Annotated in this window: 28 protein-coding genes; 25 read left to right on the forward strand and 3 right to left on the reverse strand. The window is 37.1% G+C overall.

The genetic code is table 11. From position 1 onward, the window contains the following. Window positions 1–5: 5 nt before the first annotated feature. From RDN79_RS00560 to RDN79_RS00575, 4 genes are all read left to right on the forward strand, one after another. Window positions 6–893 (forward strand): hypothetical protein, encoded by an 888-nt coding sequence (locus RDN79_RS00560; RefSeq protein WP_298554548.1) that lies wholly within the window; start codon window positions 6–8, stop codon window positions 891–893. Window positions 894–1,643: 750 nt separating this feature from the next. Continuing rightward, window positions 1,644–3,566: a UDP-N-acetylglucosamine 4,6-dehydratase family protein gene (locus RDN79_RS00565; RefSeq protein ID WP_298554545.1), complete on the forward strand. Its 1,923-nt coding sequence runs from the start codon at window positions 1,644–1,646 to the stop codon at window positions 3,564–3,566. 30 nt (window positions 3,567–3,596) lie between these two features. Continuing rightward, a complete protein-coding gene (locus RDN79_RS00570; RefSeq protein WP_298554540.1) occupies window positions 3,597–4,400 on the forward strand; it encodes an AAA family ATPase in 804 nt (267 codons plus the stop codon). Continuing rightward, window positions 4,397–5,329, forward strand: coding sequence for a DUF4435 domain-containing protein (locus RDN79_RS00575; protein ID WP_298554538.1), 933 nt, complete (start codon window positions 4,397–4,399; stop codon window positions 5,327–5,329). The genes RDN79_RS00570 and RDN79_RS00575 overlap by 4 nt, the downstream gene beginning before the upstream one ends. A gap of 108 nt (window positions 5,330–5,437) precedes the next feature. Here the strand turns inward: RDN79_RS00575 and RDN79_RS00580 are convergent, their stop codons facing one another. From RDN79_RS00580 to RDN79_RS00590, 3 genes are all read right to left on the reverse strand, one after another. After that, window positions 5,438–5,944, reverse strand: coding sequence for an N-acetylmuramoyl-L-alanine amidase (locus tag RDN79_RS00580; RefSeq protein WP_298554535.1), 507 nt, complete (start codon window positions 5,942–5,944; stop codon window positions 5,438–5,440). A 61-nt stretch (window positions 5,945–6,005) separates the two neighbouring features. Beyond that, entirely contained in the window at window positions 6,006–6,497 is a 492-nt protein-coding gene (locus RDN79_RS00585; RefSeq protein WP_298554532.1) for a DNA-binding domain-containing protein, read from the reverse strand. A gap of 225 nt (window positions 6,498–6,722) precedes the next feature. Beyond that, window positions 6,723–6,950 (reverse strand): DUF4248 domain-containing protein, encoded by a 228-nt coding sequence (locus RDN79_RS00590; RefSeq protein WP_298554528.1) that lies wholly within the window; start codon window positions 6,948–6,950, stop codon window positions 6,723–6,725. 156 nt (window positions 6,951–7,106) lie between these two features. Here RDN79_RS00590 and RDN79_RS00595 point away from each other — a divergent pair, with 156 nt between their 5' ends. The 21 genes from RDN79_RS00595 to RDN79_RS00695 all read left to right on the forward strand — a co-directional run bounded on the left by RDN79_RS00595 (window position 7,107) and on the right by RDN79_RS00695 (window position 25,866). Then, window positions 7,107–7,481 carry a hypothetical protein gene (locus RDN79_RS00595; RefSeq protein ID WP_298554525.1) on the forward strand — a complete coding sequence of 125 codons (375 nt, stop codon included), beginning with the start codon at window positions 7,107–7,109 and terminating at the stop codon, window positions 7,479–7,481. Between the two features lie 147 nt (window positions 7,482–7,628). Next, window positions 7,629–7,982: a hypothetical protein gene (locus RDN79_RS00600; protein ID WP_298554523.1), complete on the forward strand. Its 354-nt coding sequence runs from the start codon at window positions 7,629–7,631 to the stop codon at window positions 7,980–7,982. Window positions 7,983–8,069: 87 nt separating this feature from the next. Next, window positions 8,070–8,366, forward strand: a complete 297-nt coding sequence (locus tag RDN79_RS00605) for a nucleotidyltransferase family protein (protein WP_298554520.1) — start codon at window positions 8,070–8,072, stop codon at window positions 8,364–8,366. Next, window positions 8,359–8,763, forward strand: coding sequence for a DUF86 domain-containing protein (locus RDN79_RS00610; protein WP_298554517.1), 405 nt, complete (start codon window positions 8,359–8,361; stop codon window positions 8,761–8,763). The genes RDN79_RS00605 and RDN79_RS00610 overlap by 8 nt, the downstream gene beginning before the upstream one ends. Window positions 8,764–9,048: 285 nt before the next feature. Next, entirely contained in the window at window positions 9,049–9,348 is a 300-nt protein-coding gene (locus tag RDN79_RS00615) for a hypothetical protein (protein ID WP_298554514.1), read from the forward strand. A 12-nt stretch (window positions 9,349–9,360) separates the two neighbouring features. Beyond that, window positions 9,361–10,668 (forward strand): nucleotide sugar dehydrogenase, encoded by a 1,308-nt coding sequence (locus RDN79_RS00620; RefSeq protein ID WP_298554511.1) that lies wholly within the window; start codon window positions 9,361–9,363, stop codon window positions 10,666–10,668. A gap of 198 nt (window positions 10,669–10,866) precedes the next feature. Continuing rightward, entirely contained in the window at window positions 10,867–11,193 is a 327-nt protein-coding gene (locus RDN79_RS00625; RefSeq protein WP_298554508.1) for a hypothetical protein, read from the forward strand. Between the two features lie 72 nt (window positions 11,194–11,265). Continuing rightward, a complete protein-coding gene (locus tag RDN79_RS00630; protein WP_298554505.1) occupies window positions 11,266–12,489 on the forward strand; it encodes an O-antigen ligase family protein in 1,224 nt (407 codons plus the stop codon). A 1-nt stretch (window position 12,490) separates the two neighbouring features. Beyond that, on the forward strand, window positions 12,491–13,480 hold the full coding sequence (locus RDN79_RS00635; protein ID WP_298554503.1) for a hemolysin activation protein: 990 nt from the start codon (window positions 12,491–12,493) through the stop codon (window positions 13,478–13,480). Then, window positions 13,477–14,421 carry a hypothetical protein gene (locus RDN79_RS00640; RefSeq protein WP_298554501.1) on the forward strand — a complete coding sequence of 315 codons (945 nt, stop codon included), beginning with the start codon at window positions 13,477–13,479 and terminating at the stop codon, window positions 14,419–14,421. The genes RDN79_RS00635 and RDN79_RS00640 overlap by 4 nt, the downstream gene beginning before the upstream one ends. 8 nt (window positions 14,422–14,429) lie before the next feature. Continuing rightward, on the forward strand, window positions 14,430–15,566 hold the full coding sequence (locus tag RDN79_RS00645; protein WP_298554498.1) for a hypothetical protein: 1,137 nt from the start codon (window positions 14,430–14,432) through the stop codon (window positions 15,564–15,566). A gap of 103 nt (window positions 15,567–15,669) precedes the next feature. Continuing rightward, window positions 15,670–16,104, forward strand: a complete 435-nt coding sequence (locus RDN79_RS00650) for a DapH/DapD/GlmU-related protein (RefSeq protein WP_298554495.1) — start codon at window positions 15,670–15,672, stop codon at window positions 16,102–16,104. A gap of 3 nt (window positions 16,105–16,107) precedes the next feature. Next, window positions 16,108–17,616 (forward strand): oligosaccharide flippase family protein, encoded by a 1,509-nt coding sequence (locus RDN79_RS00655; RefSeq protein WP_298554492.1) that lies wholly within the window; start codon window positions 16,108–16,110, stop codon window positions 17,614–17,616. A gap of 2 nt (window positions 17,617–17,618) precedes the next feature. Next, window positions 17,619–18,833, forward strand: coding sequence for a glycosyltransferase (locus tag RDN79_RS00660; protein ID WP_298554489.1), 1,215 nt, complete (start codon window positions 17,619–17,621; stop codon window positions 18,831–18,833). Between the two features lie 49 nt (window positions 18,834–18,882). Continuing rightward, window positions 18,883–19,854: a glycosyltransferase family 2 protein gene (locus tag RDN79_RS00665; RefSeq protein ID WP_298554487.1), complete on the forward strand. Its 972-nt coding sequence runs from the start codon at window positions 18,883–18,885 to the stop codon at window positions 19,852–19,854. After that, entirely contained in the window at window positions 19,851–21,137 is a 1,287-nt protein-coding gene (locus RDN79_RS00670; RefSeq protein WP_298554484.1) for a hypothetical protein, read from the forward strand. The genes RDN79_RS00665 and RDN79_RS00670 overlap by 4 nt, the downstream gene beginning before the upstream one ends. A 1-nt stretch (window position 21,138) precedes the next feature. Next, entirely contained in the window at window positions 21,139–22,002 is an 864-nt protein-coding gene (locus RDN79_RS00675; RefSeq protein ID WP_122204524.1) for an NAD-dependent epimerase/dehydratase family protein, read from the forward strand. 6 nt (window positions 22,003–22,008) lie between these two features. Further along, on the forward strand, window positions 22,009–23,169 hold the full coding sequence (locus tag RDN79_RS00680; protein ID WP_298554480.1) for a glycosyltransferase family 4 protein: 1,161 nt from the start codon (window positions 22,009–22,011) through the stop codon (window positions 23,167–23,169). A 9-nt stretch (window positions 23,170–23,178) separates the two neighbouring features. Next, window positions 23,179–24,012, forward strand: a complete 834-nt coding sequence (locus tag RDN79_RS00685; RefSeq protein ID WP_298554477.1) for an aldolase/citrate lyase family protein — start codon at window positions 23,179–23,181, stop codon at window positions 24,010–24,012. Between the two features lie 356 nt (window positions 24,013–24,368). After that, window positions 24,369–25,238, forward strand: a complete 870-nt coding sequence (locus RDN79_RS00690; RefSeq protein ID WP_298554472.1) for an NAD(P)-dependent oxidoreductase — start codon at window positions 24,369–24,371, stop codon at window positions 25,236–25,238. Window positions 25,239–25,260: 22 nt separating this feature from the next. After that, a complete protein-coding gene (locus tag RDN79_RS00695) occupies window positions 25,261–25,866 on the forward strand; it encodes a sugar transferase (RefSeq protein ID WP_122204529.1) in 606 nt (201 codons plus the stop codon). The last annotated feature ends 145 nt before the right edge of the window (window positions 25,867–26,011 follow it).

Genomic DNA, 26,011 nt, shown 5'->3' on the forward strand with positions numbered 1-26,011 from the left:
AAGTCATGCGCAAATTATTTACCTATCTCTGTTCCGCATTGCTGTTAGTGACCGCTACTTCCTGCGAGAAGAAAACAGAAAAATTGCTGTTGGGCGGTTCCGGTTGGAACAAGATCGTGATCATCGATAAGAACACCAAACAGGTAGAGTGGGAGCATCCCCTCGAAAAGGGTTGGGAATGCAACTCTGCCGTTGCCACTCCCGACGGGAACATCCTCTTTGCCTATGCCAGAGGTGCGAAGTTGATCGATCGCAACCATCAGGAGATTTGGAATATTGCCGCTCCCGATACTTGTGAGATGCAGACAGCCCGCGTATTGCCCGACGGTAACTATCTGTTAGGCTGGGTGGGTCATCCGGCTGTCATCATGGAAGTGAGCCCGAAGGGAGATATCCTGTCGCGTACCGAATATGAGACAGGCATCGAACATCCGCACGCTCAGTTCCGCCAGTTGAACAAGAACGGACGCGGTAACTACCTGATGCCCCTTTTTGCCACTTCCGACGTACGCGAGATCTCTCCGGCGGGCGAAGTTGTGAAGATCACCCGTCTCGAAGGAACGCCCTTCACTACATTGGCGTTGGCTAACGGGAACCACTGGGTAGCCTGTGGCGACGGCCACTCCCTGATGGAAGTGAACCTCGACAATGGCGAAGTAGCCCGCCGTTACGGTGAGAATGATATCAAAGGTGCCCGGCTGTTCTTCGTCGCCGGCCTACTTCCTGCAAAGGATGGCGGCCTGTACGTCTGCAACTGGCAGGGACATGACAAGAATGCCGTAGAGGCCAATAGTCCTCAGGTATTCGAAATCAACGATAAAGGCGAAGTTATCTGGAGCCTGAACGACAACGAAAAGTTTGGTATGATTTCTACGATTAGCACAATAGAATAGACCGTCTTTGTTTTGAATCTGAAGAAGGGTATGTCATTAATTTGATATGCCCTTTTTTTATTTAGCTCTTCCTTCCTCCATTTTTCTGAAAAAGAGATTAAAACTATCAATCTCTACTAAGCTCCGTAAATATAAAATGACTAAAAAAAACGTACGTTTTTTTTAGTCATTTTGAGGGAGCAAATATACTTAAAATCTTTGAATTTCAAATATTCTTATTTGTTTTTTATTTTCCTGTCAATCAGATGTATCAATGAATAGATCTGATACTCCCTGATAATCAAGTATTAACAATATTTCATAAATAAAATGACTAAAAAAAACGTACGTTTTTTTAGTCATTTTGATGATGCTTAATATTCATATAATCAGATTGTTACGTTTTTCCTACTTCTGGGACTGACGAGTTTTCGTATGGAATAGGTTATATGATAAATATCTGTAAATCAATGCTTTGTAATTAGTCGTTAACAAAGGAAAAATCAAGATCGAGTATCTTTCATTGTTATACGGCTAAAAAAAGTAAGCAGTGTTTGCATTATTTAGAAATAGTATAGTTAAGGACAAGATGATAGTAAAATATTATTCATAGCAAAAAGGTATTAATACCTTTTATCATATGCTTCAAGCATATGATATCACCGATTACTGTGATATTTTATTTTGAGATTTTGTAACCAAGATTATTCGATGTACGTTGCCCATTGGGACTGACGAACTTTTGTATGGGGTAATTAATTTTTTAATCATATGAAAATCAGTTGTTTAGTATTAAGTCTGACGCGAGGAAAATATATCAATCGTTGGGTTATTCTCTTGATTGATCTGTTTCTTTCCGTGTTTTCGACCATCACTTCTCTGGCTTTAATCAGTTACATTTTAGATCATGATTATTCCAACTTGGTTATATTCCAAGTTTTTTTAGTCTCGTCGTTTTGTAGCATTATCAGCTTCTTTATTTGTCAGACCTATAAAGGAATCATCCGTCACTCCGCTTTCACCGAGACAGGACGTATTGCTATGGCCTCTTCCCTGAAAGTAACGATCATTCTGCCTGTCCTTTTCCTGGTGACCGATGCCTTTTCCTTCCGTAGTTTCCTGTTGGGGAGTGTGATCGATTTCTTTCTCACCTTCTTTATCCTGACAATTTTCCGTGTCTTCTTGATCACAACCTATACTTTTATGGTGAGCAGCATGACTTCCCACAGCAAGGATAAACTTTTGATTTTCGGGCATGAAAAATCTTCTCCGGCATTCTTGAACGATTCGTTTTTATGTGAAAACTCATCCTATCAAGTTGAAGGTTTTCTCTGTTTCGGGCCGAAAATCTCCATGCGCATAGGAATCTATAAAGTCTATTTTGTATCTGACCAGGCAGAATTCAACCGTTTGGTGAACCGCTATAACATCAAGGCCATTCTTTTTACCGATTATAAGGCTGTAAAAGAGGAAAGCGAGCACCTTGTCCGTTTCTGCGAGAAAAAGAAGGTCCGCATGTTGCTGTTACCCTCCATAGATGAACTTCGTGGAGGTAAAATACAGTTGCGCACCCTTCCTGAAGTTCGCATCGAAGACTTGTTGGGACGTGAAGAAATCCGTATTAACATGACGGAGATCGCCAATTCCCTGAAAGGCAAAACCGTTTTGGTCACCGGTGCCGCCGGTTCCATCGGCAGCGAACTCTGTCGCCAGCTCTGCCATTTCGACCTGAAGCAATTGATCTTGTTCGATAGTGCCGAAACCCCGATGCACAACATCCGGTTGGAACTGGAAGAAAAATTCCCCGATGTCGAATTTACTCCTGTCATGGGAGACATCCGTATGATCCACCGCGTCGAAAGCATCTACCGGCGTTTTTGCCCTCATATCGTGTTCCATGCAGCCGCTTATAAACATGTGCCCTTGATGGAAGAGAACCCGTGCGAAGCTGTCCATACGAATGTTTACGGTACGCGTAACATGGCCGATATGGCAGTTAAATATGCAGTAGAAAAATTCATCATGGTCTCGACCGATAAAGCCGTCAATCCGACCAATGTCATGGGAGCCTCCAAGCGTTTGGCTGAAATGTATGTACAAAGCCTGAGCATCGCCATCAGCAAAAGCAAGCATCCCGGCAAGACACGCTTTATCACCACCCGGTTCGGCAATGTGTTAGGAAGCAACGGCTCCGTCATACCCCGTTTCCGCGAGCAGTTGTCTAAGGGTGGCCCTCTGACTGTCACTCATCCCGACATCATCCGCTACTTCATGACGATCCCCGAAGCTTGCCGCTTGGTTTTAGAAGCCGCCTTTATGGGGAAAGGTAATGAAATCTTCGTGTTCGATATGGGGACCCCTGTGAAGATTACCGATCTGGCACGGCGCATGATTGAACTGGCAGGTTTTATCCCCGACGAGGATATCGAGATCAAATATACCGGCCTTCGTCCGGGCGAAAAACTGTACGAAGAACTTTTGGCAACGAAAGAAAATACATTACCTACGGAAAACGAAAAGATCTACCGCGCCCAAGTCCGGGAATACGATTACGAAGACATCTGTACGGTCATGAACCCCTTGATCGACCTCGCAGTCAGAGTAGACAAAATGGGTACCGTCCGGATGATGAAAAGAATCGTACCAGAGTTCAAGAGCAAGAATTCGATATATGAAGCGCTTGATAAAGAATAAAATCCCTATCTTTGTAAGAAAATAACTTAGATGGTAATACAGCAAATCGACATAAAGGGACTTTGGAATGGAGTTGCGGATATCTGTTGGAAATCAGTTGATCCTAAGGTGAATATTTTGGTCGGTAATAACGGATCAGGTAAAAGTACGCTGTTAAAAATACTCCAACTCCTATTGTCCGGTGATGCGAAAGCGATTAAAGGAATAGAAAAAGTAACTTTACAAACTACCTCTGGCAATGTGGTCTTTGAAGAAAAAGCCAAACCTCAGATTATAGGTACATCATTCGAGGTACATTATGTGAATACGTTCGATATACCATCATCAAAGAAAAGTGCGCAATCCCAGTTGACACAACAGTTGGATACATTATTATATCAAAGACAGAAAGGAGTTTACTCTTTTACGGATTATCGCTTGTCGATGACAAATCCGGATTTGGATAATGTCAGCCAATCCCGTATAGACGATTTATTTAGTATAGTCAATGAATTGTTTTCAACGACAGGGAAAACAATTCGGATCAATGAGCGGAATGAAATAGTCTTTGACAAAAAGACAACGGTATTGACCCTCGAACAACTCTCCTCCGGAGAAAAGCAGATGTTGATCCTTCTGTTTACTGTTTTTCTGATGAAGCAAAGATCTTCTGTTCTGTTATTGGATGAGCCGGAGATATCTTTGCACATGGCATGGCAGGATAAACTGATTGAAAATTTGCTTGCTATTAATCCTAATTGCCAAATTTTCCTGACAACACATTCTCCAAATATCTTTGCAGATGGCTGGGGAGATAAGTTAGTATTTATGGGGAATATAATGCAAGAAAAATGAGTCAGGAAGAATCAGAGTTTTATAAGTTAGAAGCGAAACGCTATAAGGCATCGTTATCGGTAAATGGACATTTGGCGGTCGTTTATTTGGAAGATAAAGATGATGAATGTTTTTGGACTGCTGTTTTAAAACATTATAAAGCTGATAGTTCATTCTATTTCAGGTTTGGTTCACGGGAAACAGGAAGCGGATGCCAACAATGTTTGAAATACAAAAAACATTTGGATAAACAATTTCTGATTGCAATAGACAGTGATTATCGGTATTTGCTGAAGGAAGCCGATATGGATGTTGCTCATTTTGTATTGCAGACTTATACCTACTCGTTTGAAAATCATTACTGTTACGCGAAGAATCTTCAAAAGGCTTTACGTTTGGCTTGTAACGATGATAAGGTGGATGATTTATTCTCTGTTTCGGAATTTCTAAGGCAATATGGCGAAATCGTTTATCCTTTATTCCTTTATCTTTTGTACGATATGCGTACGAAAAAGCATGTTTTTCTCAAAGATGAATTTCATCAACTATTAGGAACTCAGACGAAAGTGAAACAAAGCGTGGAAGACAATGGTAAAACTTTATTGGATAGCCTTCATCAGACATTAAATAAGAAGTTGTCTGAATTGAAAGCCTTATTTCCCGATTTTACCCAGGAGGCAGAAGCCTCTTTGTATAAAGAAGCAGGATTACATAAAGACACAGCTTATCTTTATGCACGCGGACATAATTTATATAATATAATTGTCTCGTTGGGGAAAGAAATTGTGAATTATCACATACGTGAAGAAAAGAAGAAATGCGAAAAGAAACATCATAAAGCAATTTATGAGAGGCATTCGGATTTTGAACCAATTCTTCGATCTCAACTGCTTTATAATTATCCTGAAATGGAAAAAATAGGGAAAGATATAAAGAAAATTTGGCAGTAAAATCGGTAAGCATTTAAATTAGGGCTTTCTCATAAAATCCCGAAGAACCTGCCGGATAGGATGCAAGGCATCCTGGCGGCAGGCACATTTTCCGGAATCATTTTTAGTTTAATGGAACAAGTTGCGATATTCATCACACGGGAAGCAAGGACACGCGTTCCCAAGGCCGGGCAGTTCGCTATGGCCTGTGATCAGCGCTTTGGGAAAAACTTTGTGGAGTTTCCACAAGAGTTCTTCCAGCCGGGCTTTCTGCTCCGGAGTACGGGTGTCGGCAGGAATGCCGTTCTCATCCAGTCCTCCTTCGTAACAGATGCCGATACTGCAACGGTTCAGTCCACGTATATGGGCACCCACCTCCAGCAACTTCCGGTGTCGGGTCAGGTTACCGCTCCGGCGGATGTAGAAGTGGTAACCGATGGTACGGAATCCGCGCGCCTTATGGTCGCGCAGCATTTGTTCCACCGGATAGTCACGGTCACAACGGGTGGCGGAGCAGTGGATGACGATGAAGCGGACCGCGTCTGCCCCGCTCATCATCAATCCGCTTTCCACTTTGGTCAGCAAGGTACGTTCGTCACATACCTCTTCACCGCCGACCAGGATAGGAAAAGTCATTTTTTTTGAAGGATTCATTTTAGTTCGGATTTTGAAATTAGTCATTAAAAATAAAGTCTCATCAGAGTTCGCCGGGTCTTTCTTCCTCCCCGCCATCCGGTGTGGTCAAGTCTACCGAAGCATCACCGGACTTGATTGCTTTCAATACCAGGCGGGCGACCTTGCGCGATGGAACCGCATTGAACGTAGCGTCGGCCAACAAGTTACTGAAGCGTTCGCCGGGAGTCCAATTCACCGTTACAGCCACGATGTGCGTGTCCGTCTTGAACTCAGCCGCACTCTCAGCGCCGGTACTTCGGATAGCAGCCGAAAAATCTCCGAGGTCTCCCAGTTTGATGAGTACCCCGTTCAAGAGATTCTCCCGCATGCAGTCTACCGCCATAGTCAGGATCGCCGCAATATCCGCACGGCTGTAGACACATCCGTGAGTGGCGATATGTTCTGCGAACTGGTTGATGTTCATTGTCCTGCTGCTTTGCGCGCAGGCATACGCCTTTTTAGGGTCATCTTTTTTTTGAGGATTCATCCTCATTACAATACTGTAGTTAATCATACGCTTAAAAAATAAGTTGTTAATAAAATGTTACCTCTGCGATCGAGTCAAATGAAGATGTATGATCTTTACGCGGAAGATGTGTCATCTTATCCATGCAAGATGTATCATCCTATTGCCATAAGATGCTACATCTTACAAAAGCATCTGACTTACGGAAGCGAAGGTAGACCGTCGGGAGGCAGCCGGAAGTCGGGTTATTCGCTTCTGTTGCGTCTTTTTCGTTTACGGTTCGCCAAAAATCTCCACCAATATGCGTACCTGTCGTGGCGTGAATATTTTACTATGCGTGCGGTAGCCCGTCTCGCGAAGTCTCTCCAACACTTCTCCGTTTCGCTTCATCCACAAGCGGAGGTTAGAGACGGCAGAATCGACGGTTGGCGTTTCAGGGAAATAGAGACTTGCCAACTCGCGTTTGGAGTAAGGGCGGATTCGGAATGTTGTTTCGTACATGGCTTGAAAATTTTTAAGTGTGAATAATCAGGTTTGGGATACAAGTATCCGTTATAAAACCTTATGCAGGCAAAAGTATTGCCGTCCCGTTAAGTGGGCAACAGTGATAAACCGGTGATGAATCAGTGGTAAACATCCGATAAAAAACAAAAGAATATGGAACATTCAGATTGTACTTTTAATATAAGCGGTGGAAACGTGCAAGTGTTGCCTAATGCAACCACGGCCATACAAAACATCTATGAGCAGGCCGATTGTGAAGAAGACAAGGTCCTCGCTCCATATATCCACGATAAGATTGAAAGGCGTAATTATGTGCTGCGGATCAAATCGTGCAGTGATTCCGTCACGTTGTGCAAAACAGTACTTGCCGATCTGTATAACGATGTGTTGGGCGACTGCATCAAAAGCCGGGATCTGGTCAAAGGCAAGGAGTTCATCACGGCTATCAAACCTCTGTTGGCATTCGAATGTGGAGTGGAGAATCTCCGCATTGCCATTCGTAAATATGTATTAGGTGAAATAAAATAATAGATAGTAATCATGTTCCCTTTTTTGTTTGCAGAACCGCTAATAGCCACTACTATTGCAGCATTTTTGCTTTCTCGCAAAAATAATGAAATTGAAGAAGAAAAGGATTGTGTTGAGTCGTCAGCGTCTCGTTTGGACTTGCAATCCATGCAAAAGAAAAAATTAAGCGAGTTGCTGAATGAGATGACCCTGGAAGATCTTCTGGCGGTCATCAAAGAGCAGACGGAGTCCAATGCGCAAAACATCGTCGAACAAGTCTCGGAGAATCTGGATGCCATATACACAGACCAGATTGCTAAAGCGCAGGATTTTGTCAACGGAAGTGCGAATCTGAACATCCATGCCATACGTGAATTGCTTCGCGACCTGTTGCCGGAACGTTACCATCCTGCCATAAAAAAGATCAAGCCGGGACAAAGTGTCAAGACCATCATCAATATAGCCGGAGGAAACAACCAAGTATTACCCAATGCAGAGAGTGGCATATTCAACCGAGATTGAATTTGTATGGCTATGAATCATGATTTCGGTATATGAAGTATTGGACAAAGAATAAAATTTCTATCTTTGTGGAAAACAATAGGGAATATGAGAACTACGGAGGAATATTTAAGTATACTGAGAGACAAAAAAGAATATTTGTTTCGTGAATATCAGATTAGCAATCTGGGTTTGTTCGGATCTGTAGCGCGTCATGAACAAAAGGCAGATAGCGATATTGATATTTATTATGAGAGTTCTAATATGAGCTTGTTTACATTATGTCGTTTAAAGTCTGAGCTTGAAAAACTCTTAGGCTGTTCTGTAGATTTGTTTCGTAAACGCGAATCCATTGCAGGAACCCGTATGGAAAAGTCTATAAAAAAGGATTTGATTTATGTATAACGGAAAGAACTCTGAACGGATTTTAGAGTTGATAGATATGATGATCGATTCAATCCATGTTATACAGGTTCATACTCTTCATATAAAGAATGGCAATGATTTTTTATTGAATCCGGATGATATGTTTGTCTTGGATGGGGTTTGTATGAAATTGATTTTTATCGGTGAAAGTGTAAAAATGATAGATAAACTTTCCGAAGGGAAATTATTTCCTTTATATCCTTCTATTCCCTGGAGAGAGATTATGAAATTGAGGGATGTGATAGCACATCATTACTTTAAAATTGATGTCGATATTGTTTTTTCAACAATGAAAGGAGATTTACCTCTTTTGTTAGAAACGCTATCCTTAATGAAGGAAAATATTTTGAATATACGATTTGGTAACGTTGAATAATACCCTGCTTATATTTTTTGCAGTATTGTCTATCATCTGTTTGGCCGGAGGCTATTACGCCGATGGAATCTGTATTGACATAAGCCGGCTGTAACTGAGCAAGGAGGAACTTCTCTGACCGTAGTCACCTACAACGCCAGCCATTTCTATTGGAACAGAAAGTACACAATGAACGAAGCCGCCGCTTATATCAAGCAGCTACAACCCGATATCATTTGCTTCTAAGAAGCTCCCGGCGACGGGTATTACCATCGGGACAGTATCTGGCAAGCATTCGATTATGTCTTGTATAAATATATCATCCGGCGTACGGACCATTTACCGACTACGATCTACAGCCGCTATCCGATCCATTCGGTAAAAGCTCTGTATTATAAGAATTCCAGTCATCGGTTACGGAAAGGCCTGACAGATGGTTTCCGTGATTGTGGAAGTGGCTACCAATATACCTTCCGTCAGTTATACAAACTCTGGCGGATTGATTACGTTTTCTATTCGAAATCGTTAAAAGGTTATGAATGCTATTCTCCTGAAACATCTTATAGCGACCATAATATGGTGGTTTGGAAAGGAATAATAAATTAAATCTATTTTATAATGAAAATTGCAGTAGCAGGAACTGGTTATGTCGGTCTTAGTATAGCGACTCTTTTGGCACAACATCATCAAGTGACAGCAGTTGATGTTATTCCTGAGAAAGTGGATATGCTGAATCGTAAACAGTCACCTATCCAAGATGAATATATCGAGAAATATTTGGCAGAAAAGCCGTTGAATTTAACTGCTACACTTGATGGTGCAAAAGCCTATCAAGATGCCGAATTCGTGGTGATAGCTGCCCCTACCAATTACGATCCGGTCAAGAACTATTTCGATACACATCATATCGAAGATGTGATCGACCTAGTGTTAAGCGTCAATCCCAATGCGGTCATGGTGATTAAATCTACCATTCCGGTAGGTTATTGCCGTAGCCTGTATGTCAAGTATGCACGTAAGGGCATAAAGAAGTTCAACCTGCTGTTTTCACCGGAATTTCTTCGTGAAAGCAAGGCACTCTATGACAATCTTTATCCAAGCCGTATAATTGTAGGCTATCCAAAAATAATTAGCAACGATCAATTTGGAGAAGAAAACGAAGCGATCAAAGCTATTGCCGATATCCCTGCACTGGAAAAGGCCGCCCATACATTCGCCTCTCTTTTAGAAGAAGGAGCTATCAAAGAAGATATCCCCATACTTTTTATGGGAATGAAAGAGGCAGAAGCGGTAAAGCTTTTTGCCAATACTTACCTCGCCCTGCGCGTTAGCTATTTCAATGAATTGGATACATACGCAGAGGTGAAAGGCTTGGACTCACAAGCCATCATTCAGGGTGTAGGCTTAGATCCCCGTATCGGTACGCATTACAACAATCCGAGTTTTGGATATGGTGGCTATTGTCTGCCGAAAGATACGAAGCAGTTGTTAGCCAACTACCAAGATATTCCTCAGAATATGATGTCGGCCATTGTCGAGAGTAATCGGACACGTAAGGACTTTATTGCAGATCAAGTGTTGCGTAAAGCAGGCTATTATAATTATAGTTCAGTAAATGGTTACCATCAAGAGTTTGAAAAAGAAGTGGTAATAGGAGTTTATCGGTTGACGATGAAATCAAATAGTGATAATTTTCGTCAGTCTTCTATTCAAGGGGTAATGAAACGAATTAAGGCTAAAGGAGCCAAAGTGATTATATATGAACCGGCCCTTGATAATTATACTACTTTTTTTGGCAGTAAAGTTGTTAATGATTTGGATAAATTTAAATTGTTATGTACGGCTATCATTGCTAACCGTTATGATAATTGTTTGGACGATGTAAAAGAAAAAGTATATACAAGAGACATTTTTCAGAGAGATTAATACTTTGTAAGTAATCAAATTATTGGTATGAATAGAATTATAAAAGTTATTACTACTCGTGTAAAACGTTTATATTATAAAATAAGTGTGGTGATAATAATATTAAGAGAATCAATTTTTTATATAGGCTTTTTTAATTATGATATTGTACAGATAATCTAATTGTCAAGAAGAAAGAGGTCAAAAGAAGTCTATGTTATGATTCAAGGTAATAATCATCGACTGATTATTGATAAGGGTGTTGTATTTAACAAAGGACAAATATGGTTTGAAGATCATGATTGCGGAATTTATATTGGTGTGGGATCTACTATTGGGGAAGCATTCCTTGCCGTTGCAAAAAGTGGTAGTAAAATTTTTATTGGAGAGGATTGTATGTTCTCGCAAGGTATCCATGTTGTGATTACAGACTCTTATTCCATTATTAAGCTGGATTCAAGCGAACGCATAAATCCAACAAAGAAAGTGTTGATAGGTGATCATGCTTGGATAATTGTATTGCAGCAGAGGAGTCTACGAATATAGTAAAAAATAACATCAATTGGTTAAGAAAACGGATTTAACCTATCGTAAAGCCTAATAAATTATCATATAAACATGCAACAATCAAGCTTAAATTCATTTTTTTATATATTTTCTGTTTCTGTTTTGTCGGCCATTTATATATTACCTGCTGTTAGAATAGGTTTCGACTATACAACGTTGGCTGTCATATTACTTATATTCTATACAGTCTTTATATTTAAGTTGGAAAGTTTCATTCCAATTAAGACGATAGTATTAAATTTATTACCTTATATGTTGATTTCTTTTTTTGTTGCTAAATCGGGAAACTTTAAGTTGGGCTTTTTACATCCATTATTAATAACATGGTGTATGTTGTTTCCTGGAATTTTATGTAAGGATATAATTAGTCGAGGTAATAAAAAAGAAATAGCTGTTATTGCTATTATTACTATGTCAATGCTGTTATATATCATGTATAACACAATAGGTGCTTTTGCATATTCATCGAATATTATGCGTAGCTTGACTGCTGTTAGTATAATGGACGATGAACTTAGGATTAGTTATGCTCTTGCAAATATTGGAGGTTTTGGTATTGCTTATGGATCTGGAGCCGTTGTTGTGTTATTGATCACACTTATTGTTAATAAACTTCAAAAAAAGAGCCTGAGGCTAATAACCTATCTATTACTTGGATTCTTCTTATATTTTGTCTTAAATGCTCAGTTTACTACATTGTTGTTGTTAACTGCGTTTTGTTCGATTCTTTCTTTATATTATTCTGAGTATGGACAACAAAATAAACAGCAGTTGATAATTTTAGGTATTGTTCTGTTGTTTTTGACTCCCATGTTACTTCAATTTGTAGCAGATCTATATGAGGGGACAACTATAGGCGACAAACTAATACGCTTTAATAAATCTATGTTTGGTGGTGGAGATGTAACTGAAGCTTCAGGTCAGCGCAGTAAATTTCAAATAGACGCTTTTAAATTATTTTTAAGAAGTCCAATTTGGGGATCTAATGTTACTGAAAATGTTACCAATGCAACAATATACGGAGCTTCTCATTCCACAATGTTAGGTGTTGCGTGTGCTACAGGTCTTATTGGACTTATTTCATATTATAGAACATATTGGGCAATTTTGAAACCCATATTTAAGGACTACGCAAGTAATGGAAAACAGTATGTAGCTCTTGTATTATATTTTTTTAGTTTTTCTTTTTTCAATCCATCTGAGACATCTGAAGCTTGTTGGATAATATTTTTGATAGTACCACTGTTATTTAATCTAATTAAAAGTTATAAGTAGTATGAATGGTGAGATTAAACCGTGGAAATATGATGTAAATGTTTTAATCATATTTTTTGTTAGGGACGATGTTTTAGAAAAAACTTTTGAATCTGTTCGTTTGGCTCGACCTCGACGACTCCTATTATGGCAAGATGGTGCGCGTGAAGGTCGTCTTGACGATATAGAATGTATAGAGCGTTGCCGTAAGATTGTAGAGAATATCGATTGGGATTGTGAAGTTTATAAGAATTACCAAACACAAAACTGGGGATGTGATCCTTCTACATTTTATAGTCATAAATGGGCATTTTCTATTGTAGATAAGTGTATTGTTCTTGAAGACGATTGTTTCCCTTTACAGAGCTTCTTTCCTTATTGTAAAGAATTGCTTGATAAATATGAAAATGATCTAAGAATAAATCGTATTTGTGGCATGAATAATCTTGGTCGTTACGAAGATTGTCCTTATGATTATTTTTTTACGCAATGTGGTTCTGTATGGGGCTGGGCTACATGGAGACGTGTTGCTGATTCATGGGAGGAAGATTATACATTCTTAAATAAAACATATGAATTAAAACAACTATCGAGGGATGCTAATAACAGAGGATTTGGTAAATACCTTGATGGAGTTAAGAAACATGCTAAAACACGTAAACCTTATTGGGAATCTATACAGTCTTTAAGAAAACTTATGACATCATCTTTTGATATAGTACCTAAATGTAACATGATACAAAGTTTAGGTATTTCGAAAGAATCAACTCATTCTGTCTCTAACATAAAATTAGTGCCGAAAAAACGTAGAGCAGTTTTTTATGAATTGCCAGTAGAGGAGATGAGATTCCCAATGAGACATCCCGATTATGTTGTAGAAGATTTTATTTATTCAAAGATTTTGATTAGTCGTAACAAAGTGACTTTTTTTACAAAAATAGAGTCAATTTTGCGTAGGTTATTCTATGGGGAGTATAAAAGTTTGATTAAAGGTCTTAAAAAGAGATTATGAACTTATATAGAACTGTTTTACGTTGTTTAGAAAATTTCAAACATAGAAGACGTAGTCAATATAAACTGATCAGGTTTCTAAATTATTTCAAGTATATTATTATTTGTAAATTAGAGAATTTGTTAATTAAATACGTTGATGTTCCTAAATATAGATTGAAGGTGTGTGAGGACATTAATATGGTTTGTTCACTTACTTCTTATCCTGGAAGAATAAATGAATGTTTTTATGCGATAAAATCTATCTTACTTCAATCTGTAACTCCTAATAGAGTTGTACTGTGGTTAGCATCTTCTCAGTTTCCTGATAAAAAACTTCCAGATGCATATCAACAGTTAGTAAAAATTGGTTTAGAAATACGTTTTTGTGATGACTTGCGATCTCATAAAAAATATTTCAGCATGCTTCAAGAACAAAAACAGAATGAAGTTGTAATCACATTTGATGATGACATAATCTATCATCCTGATACGATTAAGCGTGCATTGGAAACACACAATTTATATCCAAACTGTATAGTCTGCAACGAAGTAAAGATACTTAAATTAAGTAAAAGTGGTGATTCTTTAGCTTCGTATAATGTATGGCGAAAAGCGTTAAACGGACATAAAATACCAGATATTTTTAGATATTCGATAATGACAGGAAGTGGTTGCTTGTATCCTTATGGAATAATGCCGATACAGACATTTGATGAAGAAAAAATCAAAAAGTTTGCATTTACAGCAGATGATTTGTGGATAACTTTTACAGCTAAAGCTTTCGGAATTCGTGTCGCACCGACAGATATTATGGCAAAAACATATACTACAGTAAGTAATTCTCAAATGACTCATTTAGCGCAGATAAATTGTCTTAAAACTGGAAATGATGATACTGTTAATCAGATGTTTGAACTGTATCCACAAATGAAAGAAAATCTTCTTAAGGCTTTAATATGATACATTATATGTCAATATGGGGTGAGAATAAGCTCGGCAGAAAGTTGGCCTATTCTCCTGCTGGCCTAAAAAAAGCGAAGTATATTGTAGATGTACTTTCACGTATAGATAATACGAAAATTGTATCATTTGCAAGTGGAGGTCGGGAATGGAACGGTTTCTATTATAGGTGCATTCAAAAAATGAATGATAATATAGATATCGAGTACTGTTTTACATTTGGCTCATCAAGTAAATATCTGCGAATGATAGAGCGTTGGTTTAATATTCTGCAAATGGCTCTTTATCTAATTAAAGTTCCCAAGAATGACATCGTAGTCTTTTATCATGAGAGATATTTTCGTCATGCCATTCGATTTTTGAGATTATTTCGGTCAACACCGAAGATAATATTGCAAGTAGAGGAACTGTACACATTAGCAGGAAATCATCCTCAAAGCATGATTGACACAGAGATAAAGTCAATCAAACGGGCAGACGCTTATATTCTTGTAAATGATGTAATCTCTTCCGTACTTCATCTGAACTCAGATAAGCCCTCATGTGTGTCATATGGTTCCTATTTGGTCAATGATTATGTTAGCCGAAAATACTTTGATAATAAGGTACATGTGGTATATGCCGGAATCTTTGATCGTATAAAACGGGGTGCAGAGATGGCCGTTAACTCTTGCCAGTATCTTCCCGAAAATTATTGTGTGCATATTGCAGGTTTTGGTAAACCAGAAGATATCAATTACATAACTTATTTAATAGAGAAGATAAAGACTATCAGTAAATGTGAGATTATCTATGAAGGGTGCTTGAGTGGAATTGACTATGATGATCTTCTTGCTAATTGTTCTATTGGTCTTTCTACACAGGTTTCAGGAGAGCTTAAATACTCAGATACGAGTTTTCCTTCTAAAGTAATAAATTATCTTTCATATGGACTTACTGTGGTATCCACAAAGATTATAGTATTAGAAGTTTCTAAGGTTTCTGATCTTTTATCTTTTTATTCGGATGATACACCACGAGCTATTGCTGATGCAATACTTAATTGTCCAATATTAGATAGAAAGCTAGCTATTCGGAGAATTGTTGAACTTGATAGTTCATTTGAGAAACAATTAAAAGAAATAATTTTATGCTTAAGAAAATAATCCAAAAATTTATAGCAAAGTTATATCACTATGCATTAGCCATTGATAGAAGAATGTATAGGTTTTATATTGCTGATAAACAGGTATTTAGTAATATGGGGGGGTGAATTTACGTGGTAAGATACATTTATATAGTAAAAATATATCTGTTGGAGAAAGTGTATCCCTTTGGCCTGATGTATATTTCTCGGGAGAAAATATTGTAATTGGAAATAATGTACAGATTGGATATGGTACAATAATACATTCTTCAAAAGGTGTTATTATTGGTTCCAATACGCAGATTGCAGCTCAATGTTATATCATTGACACTAATCATGGAACTGCTTATGGCGAGTTGATGCAGAAGCAGCCTTTACAGTCTGAATCTATAGAAATAGGGGAAGATGTATGGATTGGAGCTCAATGTACTGTTCTGAAGGGAGTAAAAATAGGTTCACATGCTGTAATAGCTGCAAATTCTGTAGTTAATAAGGAAGTCCCTCCTTATGCTATAGTTGCAGGAACTCCAGCAAAAATTTTAAGATTTCGAAATTAGATAATGTCTAGTTCAAAACAACTTAAATGGGGTATATTGATATCCTATGTAGCTATAGGTATTAATATATTAACGGGATTGTTATATACTCCATGGATGATTCATTCAATCGGTAGAGAAAATTTCGGTTTGTATACTTTATCTCTGTCTGTTATATCACTTTTCGTTTTCGACTTCGGTCTCAGTGCGGCTGTAACTAGATTTATTGCAAAGTATGTAGCAGAGGGGCGATTGGAGAAAGCAAATCAATGTTATGGTTTGGTATATCGTTTATATATTGTTTTGGATATCCTTTTACTGGCTATCCTTTTGGCTATATTTTTCTTTATACCTCAAATTTACCAAGAACTAACACCTGACGAAATTGAGAAGTTTAAGGTTGTATATTGTATAACGTCGTTATATAGTATATTTTCTTTTCCATTTATTCCTCTCAATGGTATATTGATGGCGTATGAAAAAGTTATTCAATTGAAGCTATGTGATGTGTTTCACAAGTTAATTATTGTGGGAGCGATGTCTGTATGTCTTATTATCGGATTAGGACTTTATGCCTTGGTTGCAGTAAATGCTGTTTCTGGTATCGTAACTATAGTCTTAAAGCTTTTTTGTGTCAAAAAATATACTAATCAGAGCGTAGATTGGAAGTATTTCAATCAAGTAGAGTTTAAAGAAATAGTTGGTTATTCAGGGTGGGTGACGATTATCTCATTAGCGCAAAGATGTGTATTTAGTATTGCTCCCTCTATATTGGGTGCGTTATCTGGATCTACTTCGATTGCAATTCTTGGAATTGCAATTACATTAGAAGGTTATACTTACACAGTTGCTAATGCAATGAATGGTGTTTTTCTTCCTAAAATATCTAAAATTATGTATCAAGGAGACGGTGATGTGTTGCCTTTGATGGTACGAGTTGCTCGTCTTCAGATATATGTTATAGGTTTGGTTGTTTTAGGAGTTGTTTGTTTTGGACGTAGTTTTATAGATTTGTGGGTTGGGGATAGTTTTACAGGGAGTTATATATGTGCTATATTAATTATTGTACCTTCATTATTTCAATTGCCACAAGAAATAGGACTTCAAGCTATTCATGTAAAGAACAAAGTAAAACCTCTTGCAAGGGTGTTTGTCTGTATGGCAATCATCTCTTTAGTGTTTAGCTTGATGTTGGCAAAACCATTTGGTGCAATAGGTATTGGGATTTCTGTGTTTTTGGCGTATATTTTACGTACAATAGGAATGGATGTAATACTGTATCGATATTTAAATATTAATGTTTTCGTATTTTTTAAGGAATCTTTTGTAAAACAAGCAATTCCTTTATTTATCTGTCTTATTGTAGGTTTGGCTATTGAAAATTTTTTATCGGTTGCAGGATGGATAGGATTTATTATTAAGGGGGGAATGTTTTGCGTGTGTTATGGACTTATTAACTATACTTTGGCAATGACTGACTCTGAGAAACAATTAATCCTCGTTTTTATAAGTAAAGTATTCAAACTTATATAGATATGAAAGTCGTTCAAATAAATGCAGTATATGAGTATAGCAGTACAGGGCGTACGACCATGGAGATGCATGAGTATTTATGTTCCCAGGGTATAGAATCTCATGTATTTTGTACAAACAAGAGTATACCAGAGAATAATGTCAATAAGATAGGAAATAATAGAGACTATAAGATACATTCACTTCTATCTCATTTTACAGACGGTCAAGGATTATATTCCAAGAAATCTACGAAGAAACTCCTAATCAGATTGGATGAAATCAAGCCAGACATAATTATCTTGCGTAATCTTCATGCTAATTATCTCCACTATCCTTCTCTTTTGAAATATATTGCAGATAAGGATATTGCTACTATCGTCGTACTTCATGACGTATGGACTTTCACGGGACATTGTTGTTATTATACTGCAGACAATTGTGATAAATGGAAGACTTTCTGTCATCATTGTCCAGCTCTTAACAGCTATAATAAGAGTTGGTTTTGGGATAATTCATCATCTAATTTTAAGAAGAAGATGGAACTGTTTCGAGCTATTCCACGTTTGTCGGTAATCGGTGTGTCAAAATGGGTCGCAGATGAAGCAAGGCAGAGTCCTATGTTTGTCAATGCGAAGTATATTGATTATATATATAATTGGATAGATTTGAAGAGTTTTTTTCCACACGATGCTTCTGCTATTCGCAAAAAATTTAATTTGAAAGATCACTTTATTGTAGTAAGTGTAGCTCAAGGGTGGTGCAAAGGAAAAGGACTATTTAAAATTTTTGAGGTAGCCAAACGTCTCCCTGATGTATTCTTTGTTTTAGTAGGATCTATGGCTTATACGGGGAGCGTACCTGATAATGTGATTTCCGTGGGTGTAACTTCAAATGTAACAGAGTTGGCTCAGTATTACTCTATGGCAGATGTATTGCTAGTATGTTCTGTTCAGGAAACCTTCGGTAAGGTGTCGGCAGAAGCTCTCTCCTGTGGTATTCCAATATTAGCAAATAATGCGACAGCCAATCCTGAGATCGCAGGTAAAGAGTGTGGAATGTCATTTGAAAACAATGATGTAAATCAGATTGTTGCTGCTATCGAAAAGATACAGGCCGTGGGAAAGCAAGCATATTTTCAAAAATGCGTTAATCGTGCTACCACTGAGTTTAATTTTGATATTCAGATTCAGAAATATATGAAATTGTTTAAGAATATGACTTTCTGGAAACAATAATTGATTTATTGAAAGGTCTATCATTTTTTATACTTTACGAAACTTACAGATGAAATTTAGTATCATTATCCCAATTTATAAAGTTGAGTTATACCTTCGACAATGTATTAATAGTGTCTTGAATCAGTCCTATAAAGATTTTGAATTAATTCTTGTTGATGATGGTAGTCCAGATAACTGTCCTGTTATTTGTGATGAATATGCGAGCAGGGATATAAGGGTGAAGGTAATCCATAAATTGAATGGAGGTCTTAGTGATGCCCGTAATGCGGGATTGGATATAGCTCAAGGAGAATATGTTTTGTTTTTGGATTCTGATGATTGGTGGGATGATGTATTGGCTCTTGAGAAAATTAATTTGAAAATCAAGGATACTGATGCTGATTTGATTATTATAGGCATGAAAAAGTTTTTTATGCAAAAAAAATGTTTTAGTGATGAGCGCATTCCTAAAAAATGTGATAAAATACAATTAACATTATCACATGTACAAGTTTTACAGGAATATATGCAAAGTAATATTTTTGTAGCTTGTGCATGCGATAAGGTACTCCGTAGAACTATTATTGAGCAAGATCATCAACGTTTTGTAAAGGGGCAATATAGTGAAGATATTGAATGGTGCTGTAAATTGCTAAAGAAAAAGTTATGTATAGAAGTTTTGGAAGAAGCGTTCTATGTGTATCGCCAGCAGGTTCCAACATCCATAACAGCAAATGTAGGAATAAATAATATACAAAGTATCGTTGAGATCATTGGTCGATATGCTATTCAGCGTTCTTCGGTTCCTTTGTTTCATTTTTTGGCTAACCAGTATGTGTTATTAATGGCAAATTATATGCGCTTACCTAAAAAAGAGCAACAAATGATGGCGCATAAGGTCAAGTCTTTTTGGTGGCTGTTAGTCTATAATTGGTATCCGTATGTAAAACTTGTTTCACGGATTAAGTTTTTAGGATTTGCGCTGACTACGAAAGTATTGAGGTTATATTATCTGTATCAATATAATTGGAAAAAATGAAAATACTTATTATTTCAAAAGAAGCTTGGCGAGACGAGCAAAATGGAGGTAATGTTCTTACTAATATGTTTTCTCATTTTTCTGGTTCAGAGTTTGCTCAGATATATTGCAATGAACAGGAACCCAACAATGCTATTTGCAGAAATTATTATCAGATGAGTGATAGGATGATGGTAAACAATATTCTGCATCGTACGAAAGTGGGACGAAAGGTAATTTATAATCATGTTCCAATTGCTACGGTGGCTATAAATGAGAGTTATCGTAAAATGGCTAGTTGGATAGGAGGTGATTTGAAACGGATAGTTCGTGAACTTGTTTGGCAATTAGGTAAGTGGGATGAAAGTGAGATAATATTTTATGCAAAGGAGTTTAATCCGGATGTTATTTTTGCTCCTTGTTATGGAAATCATTACATGCAGAAATTAACAATACTGGTTCATGAAAAGTTGAAGGCTCCTGTTATATCCTATATTTCCGATGATTTTTATACGAATAAACAGTTTAAATTTTCACCTGTTTTTTGGATGAATCATTTTTTCTTGAGAAGAAGAACTCGCACTACTTTTAAGCATTATTCGCTTGTTTATACAATGACCAATGAGCAGAAAGAGCAATGTGAGAGAGATTTTGGGGCTAATATGAAGATACTTAGAAAAAATGGACAGTTTGAGTCTCAATATTTAAAAAAAACGGTGAATTCTCCCATTCGTTTGGTGTATGCTGGTGGTATTTACTTGGATCGTTGGAAAACATTAAAAGTATTGGCCGATGCAATACGTGCTATTAACGTCGATGGAGTTAAGATGGTATTAGATATCTATACGAATAACCTATTAAATGATAAGATGCAACAAGCCATTAATGATGGTGTCAGCTCCAGGGTTCATAAGGCTGTTTCAATGGTTGAATTGATGGAAATCTATCATCATAGTGATGTTGCATTGCATGTAGAAGCTTTTGATGTTACTAATCGTCATATCGTTCGAATGTCTTTCTCAACAAAGATTATTGACTGTATGGACAGTGGCTGTGCAGTCATGGCTATCTGTGATGAGAAACAGGCTGGAGGTGCTTATCTTCGGAGAAATGGGTGTGCTATATGCATAAATGATTTATCAGAAGTTGCTCATGTATTAAGAAATATATTAGATAATCCACTGTTATTGATTGATTATCAACATAAAGCTTTCGAAGTGGGACGTAAATATCACCTTCAGAAAAATATTACAAGGGATTTGATTCAAGATTTTGAGAGTATAGAGAAGATTAAAAAATTGTGATATGAATATATGTATCATAGGTAAAAACAGCTATATCGGAAATCATATAGATAAATGGTTAAGTGCAAGAGGACATGAGGTCTTTCAATTAGATGTCTTAACAGAAGATTGGTACTCTTTTGACTATTCTGAATATGATGTTGTTATACAGGTTGCTGGTATTGTACATCGTCCAGATTGTAATGATGTGGCATTGTATAAACGGGTGAATACAGATATGCCTATAGAGATAGCAAAACTATTTAAAAGAAGTCATTCTAAACGTAAGACATTCGTTTTTCTCAGTACGATGGCTGTATTTGGTATCTCTAAGCGTTTGTCTAAAAATGTGATTACAGCAGATACACTTGTAGATCCAATAGGGCTTTATGGAAAAAGTAAACAGGCGGCTGAAGTCGGTTTGTTGAAATTACAAGATGACTATTTTGATGTGATTGTTGTTCGTCCTCCCAATGTATATGGTAAAGGTTGTAAGGGAGGGTACATTTTTGGTTTTGTAAAAGTGGTAAAAAAATTACCAGTAATTCCTGCTGCTTATACACAGGTGAAACAGAGTATGTTGTATATTGATAATTTGTGTGAGTTTATTCGATTAGCTATTGAGCAAAAATGTCATGGCATATTTATGCCACAGGATGAGAAAGCTGTTTCTGCATTAGATATTATGAATGCAATAGCTAAAGGACTTGGAAAGAAACTGAGGATAAGTCGATTGTTAGCTTTTGTTGTTTATTTAGGTCGTTTCTTCCCTCTTATACAGAAAGCGTATGGAGGAGTAGAGTATGATACAAGGCTTTCTAATATAGAGGAAATGAATTATGTGGTGGTCCCTTTTGAAGAAGCTATGAAAAGAACCATTAATTAAAAATTTATGGATAAAAAAGTATGTATTTGTACTACATTGTGGTCCTCTATTAATAATTGGATCCTTCCTTTTTTGAACGAGTATAATAAACGAGGAATAGATGTAACCATTGTCTGTAATATGGATAATGAATTTGAACAAGGATTAAAAGAGCATTTTCCTTTTGTACGCACCTATTGTATTGGTTTTCCTCGTGGCATTAATGCCATAGGTTCATTAAAGAGTATTTGGACTTTATACAAGTTTTTCAAAAAAGAGAAGTTTGATCTTGTTCAATATTCTACTCCTAATGCCAGTATGTATGGAGCTGTGGCTTCTTGGATGGCAAGAGTTTCTGTACGTTTATATTGCCAGTGGGGGATGGTTTATGTCACCATGGATGGAATAAAACGTTTGGTGTTTGAAAATATTGAGCGTATGGTATGTCGATTATCTACTCATGTGCAACCGGACAGTAAAGGAAATTTGAATTTTTGCCGTGATAATGGGCTGTATGATAAGGATAAGAGCTGTGTTATATGGAATGGAAGTGCTAAGGGACTTAATTTGGAGGCATATGATATTTCGAAGAAAGATGTTTATGCACGTGAAATCAAACAGCAGTATGGCATACCTGAAGGGGTCCCTGTGGTGGGGTTTGTTGGACGTTTAGGTAGAGAAAAAGGTTGCCATGAGTTGTTCAAGGCTTTTCAGAATGTAAAGAAGGAATTCCCCAAAGCTAAACTTTTATTTGTTGGTCCTATAGAGAAGAAAGAAACAATGGATGCTGAGATGCTGGAGTATTTTGAATCTTGTGATGATATCATTAAGACGGACAGAGTGAGTCATGTAGAGAAATATGCTTCTGCAATGGATGTTTATGTACTTCCAAGCTATCGGGAAGGTTTTGGAATGGGAGTTGTAGAAGCTTCTGCGATGGGGGTACCTGTAATTGTAACTAGGTATCCGGGGCCTTCAAGTGCAATGGAAGAGGGTGTTAGTGGTTATTCGGTTCCTGTTAAAGATGTTGATTTGTTGACAGAATATATCTTGAAACTTTTGAGCAATCCAATGGAAGCAAAAAAAATAGGACTGCAGGGACGGCAGTGGGTAGAAAAACGTTTTGATCAGAAAATATTCATTCAGAAATATATGGAAAATCGTGTGGATCTATTGAATTTGAAATAGTTGTTTATTATGCTGAAATTGATGTACATTACGAAATACCCAGAGATTGCACAGATTGCAGAAGAGGCGGGTGTAGATTGGATATTTGTGGATATGGAATTTATAGGAAAAGACTGTCGGCAAGGAGGTTTGGATACTGTACAGAACCACCATACCGTAGAAGATGTGGCAATTGTTAAAGCAGCAGTTCGTAATGCAAAGGTTCTTGTACGTGTAAATCCTATTCATGAAGTTTATTCTAATTATCTTTCAAGTAAAGAGGAAATAGATGCGGTAATAAAAGTAGGCGCTGATATTATTATGTTGCCCTATTTTAAGACAATAGAAGAAGTTGAAGTTTTTATTAAATATGTGGATAATAGGGCTAAAACTTGTTTATTAGTTGAAACACCTGAGGCTGCCTATTTATTGGAAAAGATTGTCGAGATATCAGGAATTGATATGATTCATATAGGACTCAATGATATGCATTTGGCTATGAGGATGAAGTTTATGTTTCAGTTGTTGTACGATGGCTCTGTAGACAAATGGGCAAGAGTGATTAAGTCAAAAGGGATTATGTTTGGTTTCGGGGGAGTAGCATCATTGGATGGGGGAGTAATTCCTGGACGAATGATATTAAAGGAACATTATCGATTAGGTAGCCAGATGGTAATCGTAAGCAGGAGTTTCTGTAATGTTGATAAGATTGGTGATTTAGGTGAAATTCGTACTATTTTCAGAAAGGGTATCCAAGATATTAGAATGTTGGAAATAGAATGCCAGCATCAATCTGATGACTATTTTGACAATAATCGTATTGTAACGAATAAAATTATAGAAGAATTTGTTAAAGTAATATAATATTTAGATGGAGTGGTGTTGAAAGAGAACTTGGATAGTTGTAAAGACTTGCAAACTATGCATTTTAGAGGGGCTTGGTTGGTAAGCAAAGATTATTTACCTGCTGATTTACTCTGTAATAGGTGGGGCGTGGAGATGTTGGGGGAGGCTGAATATTAGTGATGAACATCATTTGGATATGAAGAAGTATTTGAATAAGGAACTTTGTGATATGAGTATACGTGTGGTAAATATGAAGGAGACGGTAACAAGGGCGCGACTTTTGAATATCATCTTCACTCTGAATATGAAACTTCCTTTCTAACATTATTATGAACTTATTGCTTACAGGATGTTTTAAATACACTAAGGATCAGATGGAAACATTACGATCCTTAGGATTCTCTATTTATTTCATGCAGCAGGAAAAAGAAAAATTGCTTTTACCTGCATCTGAAATTGATGCTATAGTTTGTAATGGACTCTTTTTGAGTCATGATATAGACTTGTTTACTCGGGTGAAGTTTATTCAGCTGACAAGTGCAGGTTTTGATCGCGTTCCTCTAGATAAAATAAAGAATCGCAGTATTGAACTTTATAATGCTCGAGGGGTGTATAGCACGCCTATGGCGGAATGGGCATTGTTTAGAGTTTTAGAACAATATAAGCAGGGGTGGTTTTTTAAACAAGAACAGGCTGCACATAGGTGGACTAAACATAGGGGATTGCGTGAAATTTCAGGAATTAGAGTGGCAGTTATTGGTGCTGGTAATGTGGGGCAAGAAGTAGCTAAACGTTTCAGTGCGATGGACGCTTATACAGTAGGATTTGATATTCATACGAATGCTACTCCTTATTTTAATCAAATGAAATTGCTCAGTACATTTGTACAGCATGTGAATAGTTTTGATGTTATTGTTGTCACGGCTCCATTACTACCTTCTACGAAAGGGTTGATTTCTCGAGATGTTTTGATATCGATGAAAGAGGGGGCAATTTTGATTAACATTGCTCGTGGTGGATTAATTGATGAGCAGGCAATGTGTGATGTATTAGCTCAGCGAAAAGATTTGTTTGTTGCTTTGGATGTATTTGAAGAAGAACCTTTGTCTGAAAAATCTTCATTGTGGGAGTTTGATAATGTGGCTATTTCTCCTCATAATTCTTTTGTAAGTAATAAAAATAATATTCGTATGTTTCAAGTGATGTATGATCATTTAAAAGAATTTATGTTAAAGCAAAAGTAGAAAATTACAAAACTGAAAAATAATGTACAAGTATTTTAAGAGATTCTTTGATTTTATGATTGCATTGGTAGCATTGATTATTTTATTCATACCACTGATTATTGTTGCTATCATTATTAAGTTAGACTCTAAAGGACCAGTAATTTTCAAGCAGGAACGTTTGGGTAAAGATGGTATCCCGTTTAAAATTTGGAAATTCCGTTCGATGTGTGTTGGGGCAGAAAAGCGAGGAACAGGAGTTTATTCTTATAAAGGAGATAATCGTGTAACCCGTGTGGGGAAAATTATTCGTGCTACTTCGATTGATGAGCTTCCTCAATTAATTAATATTCTTAGGGGGGATATGGCATTGATAGGGCCTCGTCCTGCATTAACTTATCATCCTTGGTCATATGATCAGTATGATGAACATCAAAAGCATATGTTTGATGTGCTTCCAGGTGTGACCGGATGGGCACAAGTGAATGGACGAAAGGAGGTACCTTGGCCAGAGCGCATCGAATTAAATGTGTGGTATGCTCAGCATATGAATTTTAGTCTTGATCTTAAGATATTCTTCATGACTATTTTTAAGGTGGTGACCAATGCTAATAACGAGAATGTGAGCGAGACTAGTGTCAAGAAGTGATAACTTAATAGATTCTTTGACAGGTTGCCGAATTCGTGTTGAGGAATCATTTCATTGTAGACGTGTAAGTCAACTTGGATATTCACTGATAAAGTCGATTATTCTCGAAATAATATTTTTCTTAGATATTCTTCAAGATGAGATA

Origin of the sequence: uncultured Parabacteroides sp., assembly GCF_902493135.1 — a bacterium.
GTDB lineage: Bacteria > Bacteroidota > Bacteroidia > Bacteroidales > Tannerellaceae > Parabacteroides.

What these genes read in the sequence shown, in the direction of transcription:
- RDN79_RS00595 (WP_298554525.1), top strand. Translation starts at nt 7,107, where the DNA reads ATGGAACATTCAGATTGTACTTTTAATATAAGCGGTGGAAACGTGCAA.
- RDN79_RS00625 (WP_298554508.1), top strand. Translation starts at nt 10,867, where the DNA reads ATGATTCAAGGTAATAATCATCGACTGATTATTGATAAGGGTGTTGTA.
- RDN79_RS00570 (WP_298554540.1), top strand. Translation starts at nt 3,597, where the DNA reads ATGGTAATACAGCAAATCGACATAAAGGGACTTTGGAATGGAGTTGCG.
- RDN79_RS00575 (WP_298554538.1), top strand. Translation starts at nt 4,397, where the DNA reads ATGAGTCAGGAAGAATCAGAGTTTTATAAGTTAGAAGCGAAACGCTAT.
- RDN79_RS00605 (WP_298554520.1), top strand. Translation starts at nt 8,070, where the DNA reads ATGAGAACTACGGAGGAATATTTAAGTATACTGAGAGACAAAAAAGAA.
- RDN79_RS00600 (WP_298554523.1), top strand. Translation starts at nt 7,629, where the DNA reads ATGCAAAAGAAAAAATTAAGCGAGTTGCTGAATGAGATGACCCTGGAA.
- RDN79_RS00620 (WP_298554511.1), top strand. Translation starts at nt 9,361, where the DNA reads ATGAAAATTGCAGTAGCAGGAACTGGTTATGTCGGTCTTAGTATAGCG.
- RDN79_RS00590 (WP_298554528.1), bottom strand. Translation starts at nt 6,950, where the DNA reads ATGTACGAAACAACATTCCGAATCCGCCCTTACTCCAAACGCGAGTTG.
- RDN79_RS00660 (WP_298554489.1), top strand. Translation starts at nt 17,619, where the DNA reads ATGAAAGTCGTTCAAATAAATGCAGTATATGAGTATAGCAGTACAGGG.
- RDN79_RS00630 (WP_298554505.1), top strand. Translation starts at nt 11,266, where the DNA reads ATGCAACAATCAAGCTTAAATTCATTTTTTTATATATTTTCTGTTTCT.
- RDN79_RS00695 (WP_122204529.1), top strand. Translation starts at nt 25,261, where the DNA reads ATGTACAAGTATTTTAAGAGATTCTTTGATTTTATGATTGCATTGGTA.
- RDN79_RS00580 (WP_298554535.1), bottom strand. Translation starts at nt 5,944, where the DNA reads ATGACTTTTCCTATCCTGGTCGGCGGTGAAGAGGTATGTGACGAACGT.
- RDN79_RS00670 (WP_298554484.1), top strand. Translation starts at nt 19,851, where the DNA reads ATGAAAATACTTATTATTTCAAAAGAAGCTTGGCGAGACGAGCAAAAT.
- RDN79_RS00645 (WP_298554498.1), top strand. Translation starts at nt 14,430, where the DNA reads ATGTCAATATGGGGTGAGAATAAGCTCGGCAGAAAGTTGGCCTATTCT.
- RDN79_RS00635 (WP_298554503.1), top strand. Translation starts at nt 12,491, where the DNA reads ATGAATGGTGAGATTAAACCGTGGAAATATGATGTAAATGTTTTAATC.
- RDN79_RS00680 (WP_298554480.1), top strand. Translation starts at nt 22,009, where the DNA reads ATGGATAAAAAAGTATGTATTTGTACTACATTGTGGTCCTCTATTAAT.
- RDN79_RS00690 (WP_298554472.1), top strand. Translation starts at nt 24,369, where the DNA reads ATGGAAACATTACGATCCTTAGGATTCTCTATTTATTTCATGCAGCAG.
- RDN79_RS00585 (WP_298554532.1), bottom strand. Translation starts at nt 6,497, where the DNA reads ATGATTAACTACAGTATTGTAATGAGGATGAATCCTCAAAAAAAAGAT.
- RDN79_RS00565 (WP_298554545.1), top strand. Translation starts at nt 1,644, where the DNA reads ATGAAAATCAGTTGTTTAGTATTAAGTCTGACGCGAGGAAAATATATC.
- RDN79_RS00640 (WP_298554501.1), top strand. Translation starts at nt 13,477, where the DNA reads ATGAACTTATATAGAACTGTTTTACGTTGTTTAGAAAATTTCAAACAT.
- RDN79_RS00675 (WP_122204524.1), top strand. Translation starts at nt 21,139, where the DNA reads ATGAATATATGTATCATAGGTAAAAACAGCTATATCGGAAATCATATA.
- RDN79_RS00560 (WP_298554548.1), top strand. Translation starts at nt 6, where the DNA reads ATGCGCAAATTATTTACCTATCTCTGTTCCGCATTGCTGTTAGTGACC.
- RDN79_RS00610 (WP_298554517.1), top strand. Translation starts at nt 8,359, where the DNA reads ATGTATAACGGAAAGAACTCTGAACGGATTTTAGAGTTGATAGATATG.
- RDN79_RS00685 (WP_298554477.1), top strand. Translation starts at nt 23,179, where the DNA reads ATGCTGAAATTGATGTACATTACGAAATACCCAGAGATTGCACAGATT.
- RDN79_RS00665 (WP_298554487.1), top strand. Translation starts at nt 18,883, where the DNA reads ATGAAATTTAGTATCATTATCCCAATTTATAAAGTTGAGTTATACCTT.
- RDN79_RS00655 (WP_298554492.1), top strand. Translation starts at nt 16,108, where the DNA reads ATGTCTAGTTCAAAACAACTTAAATGGGGTATATTGATATCCTATGTA.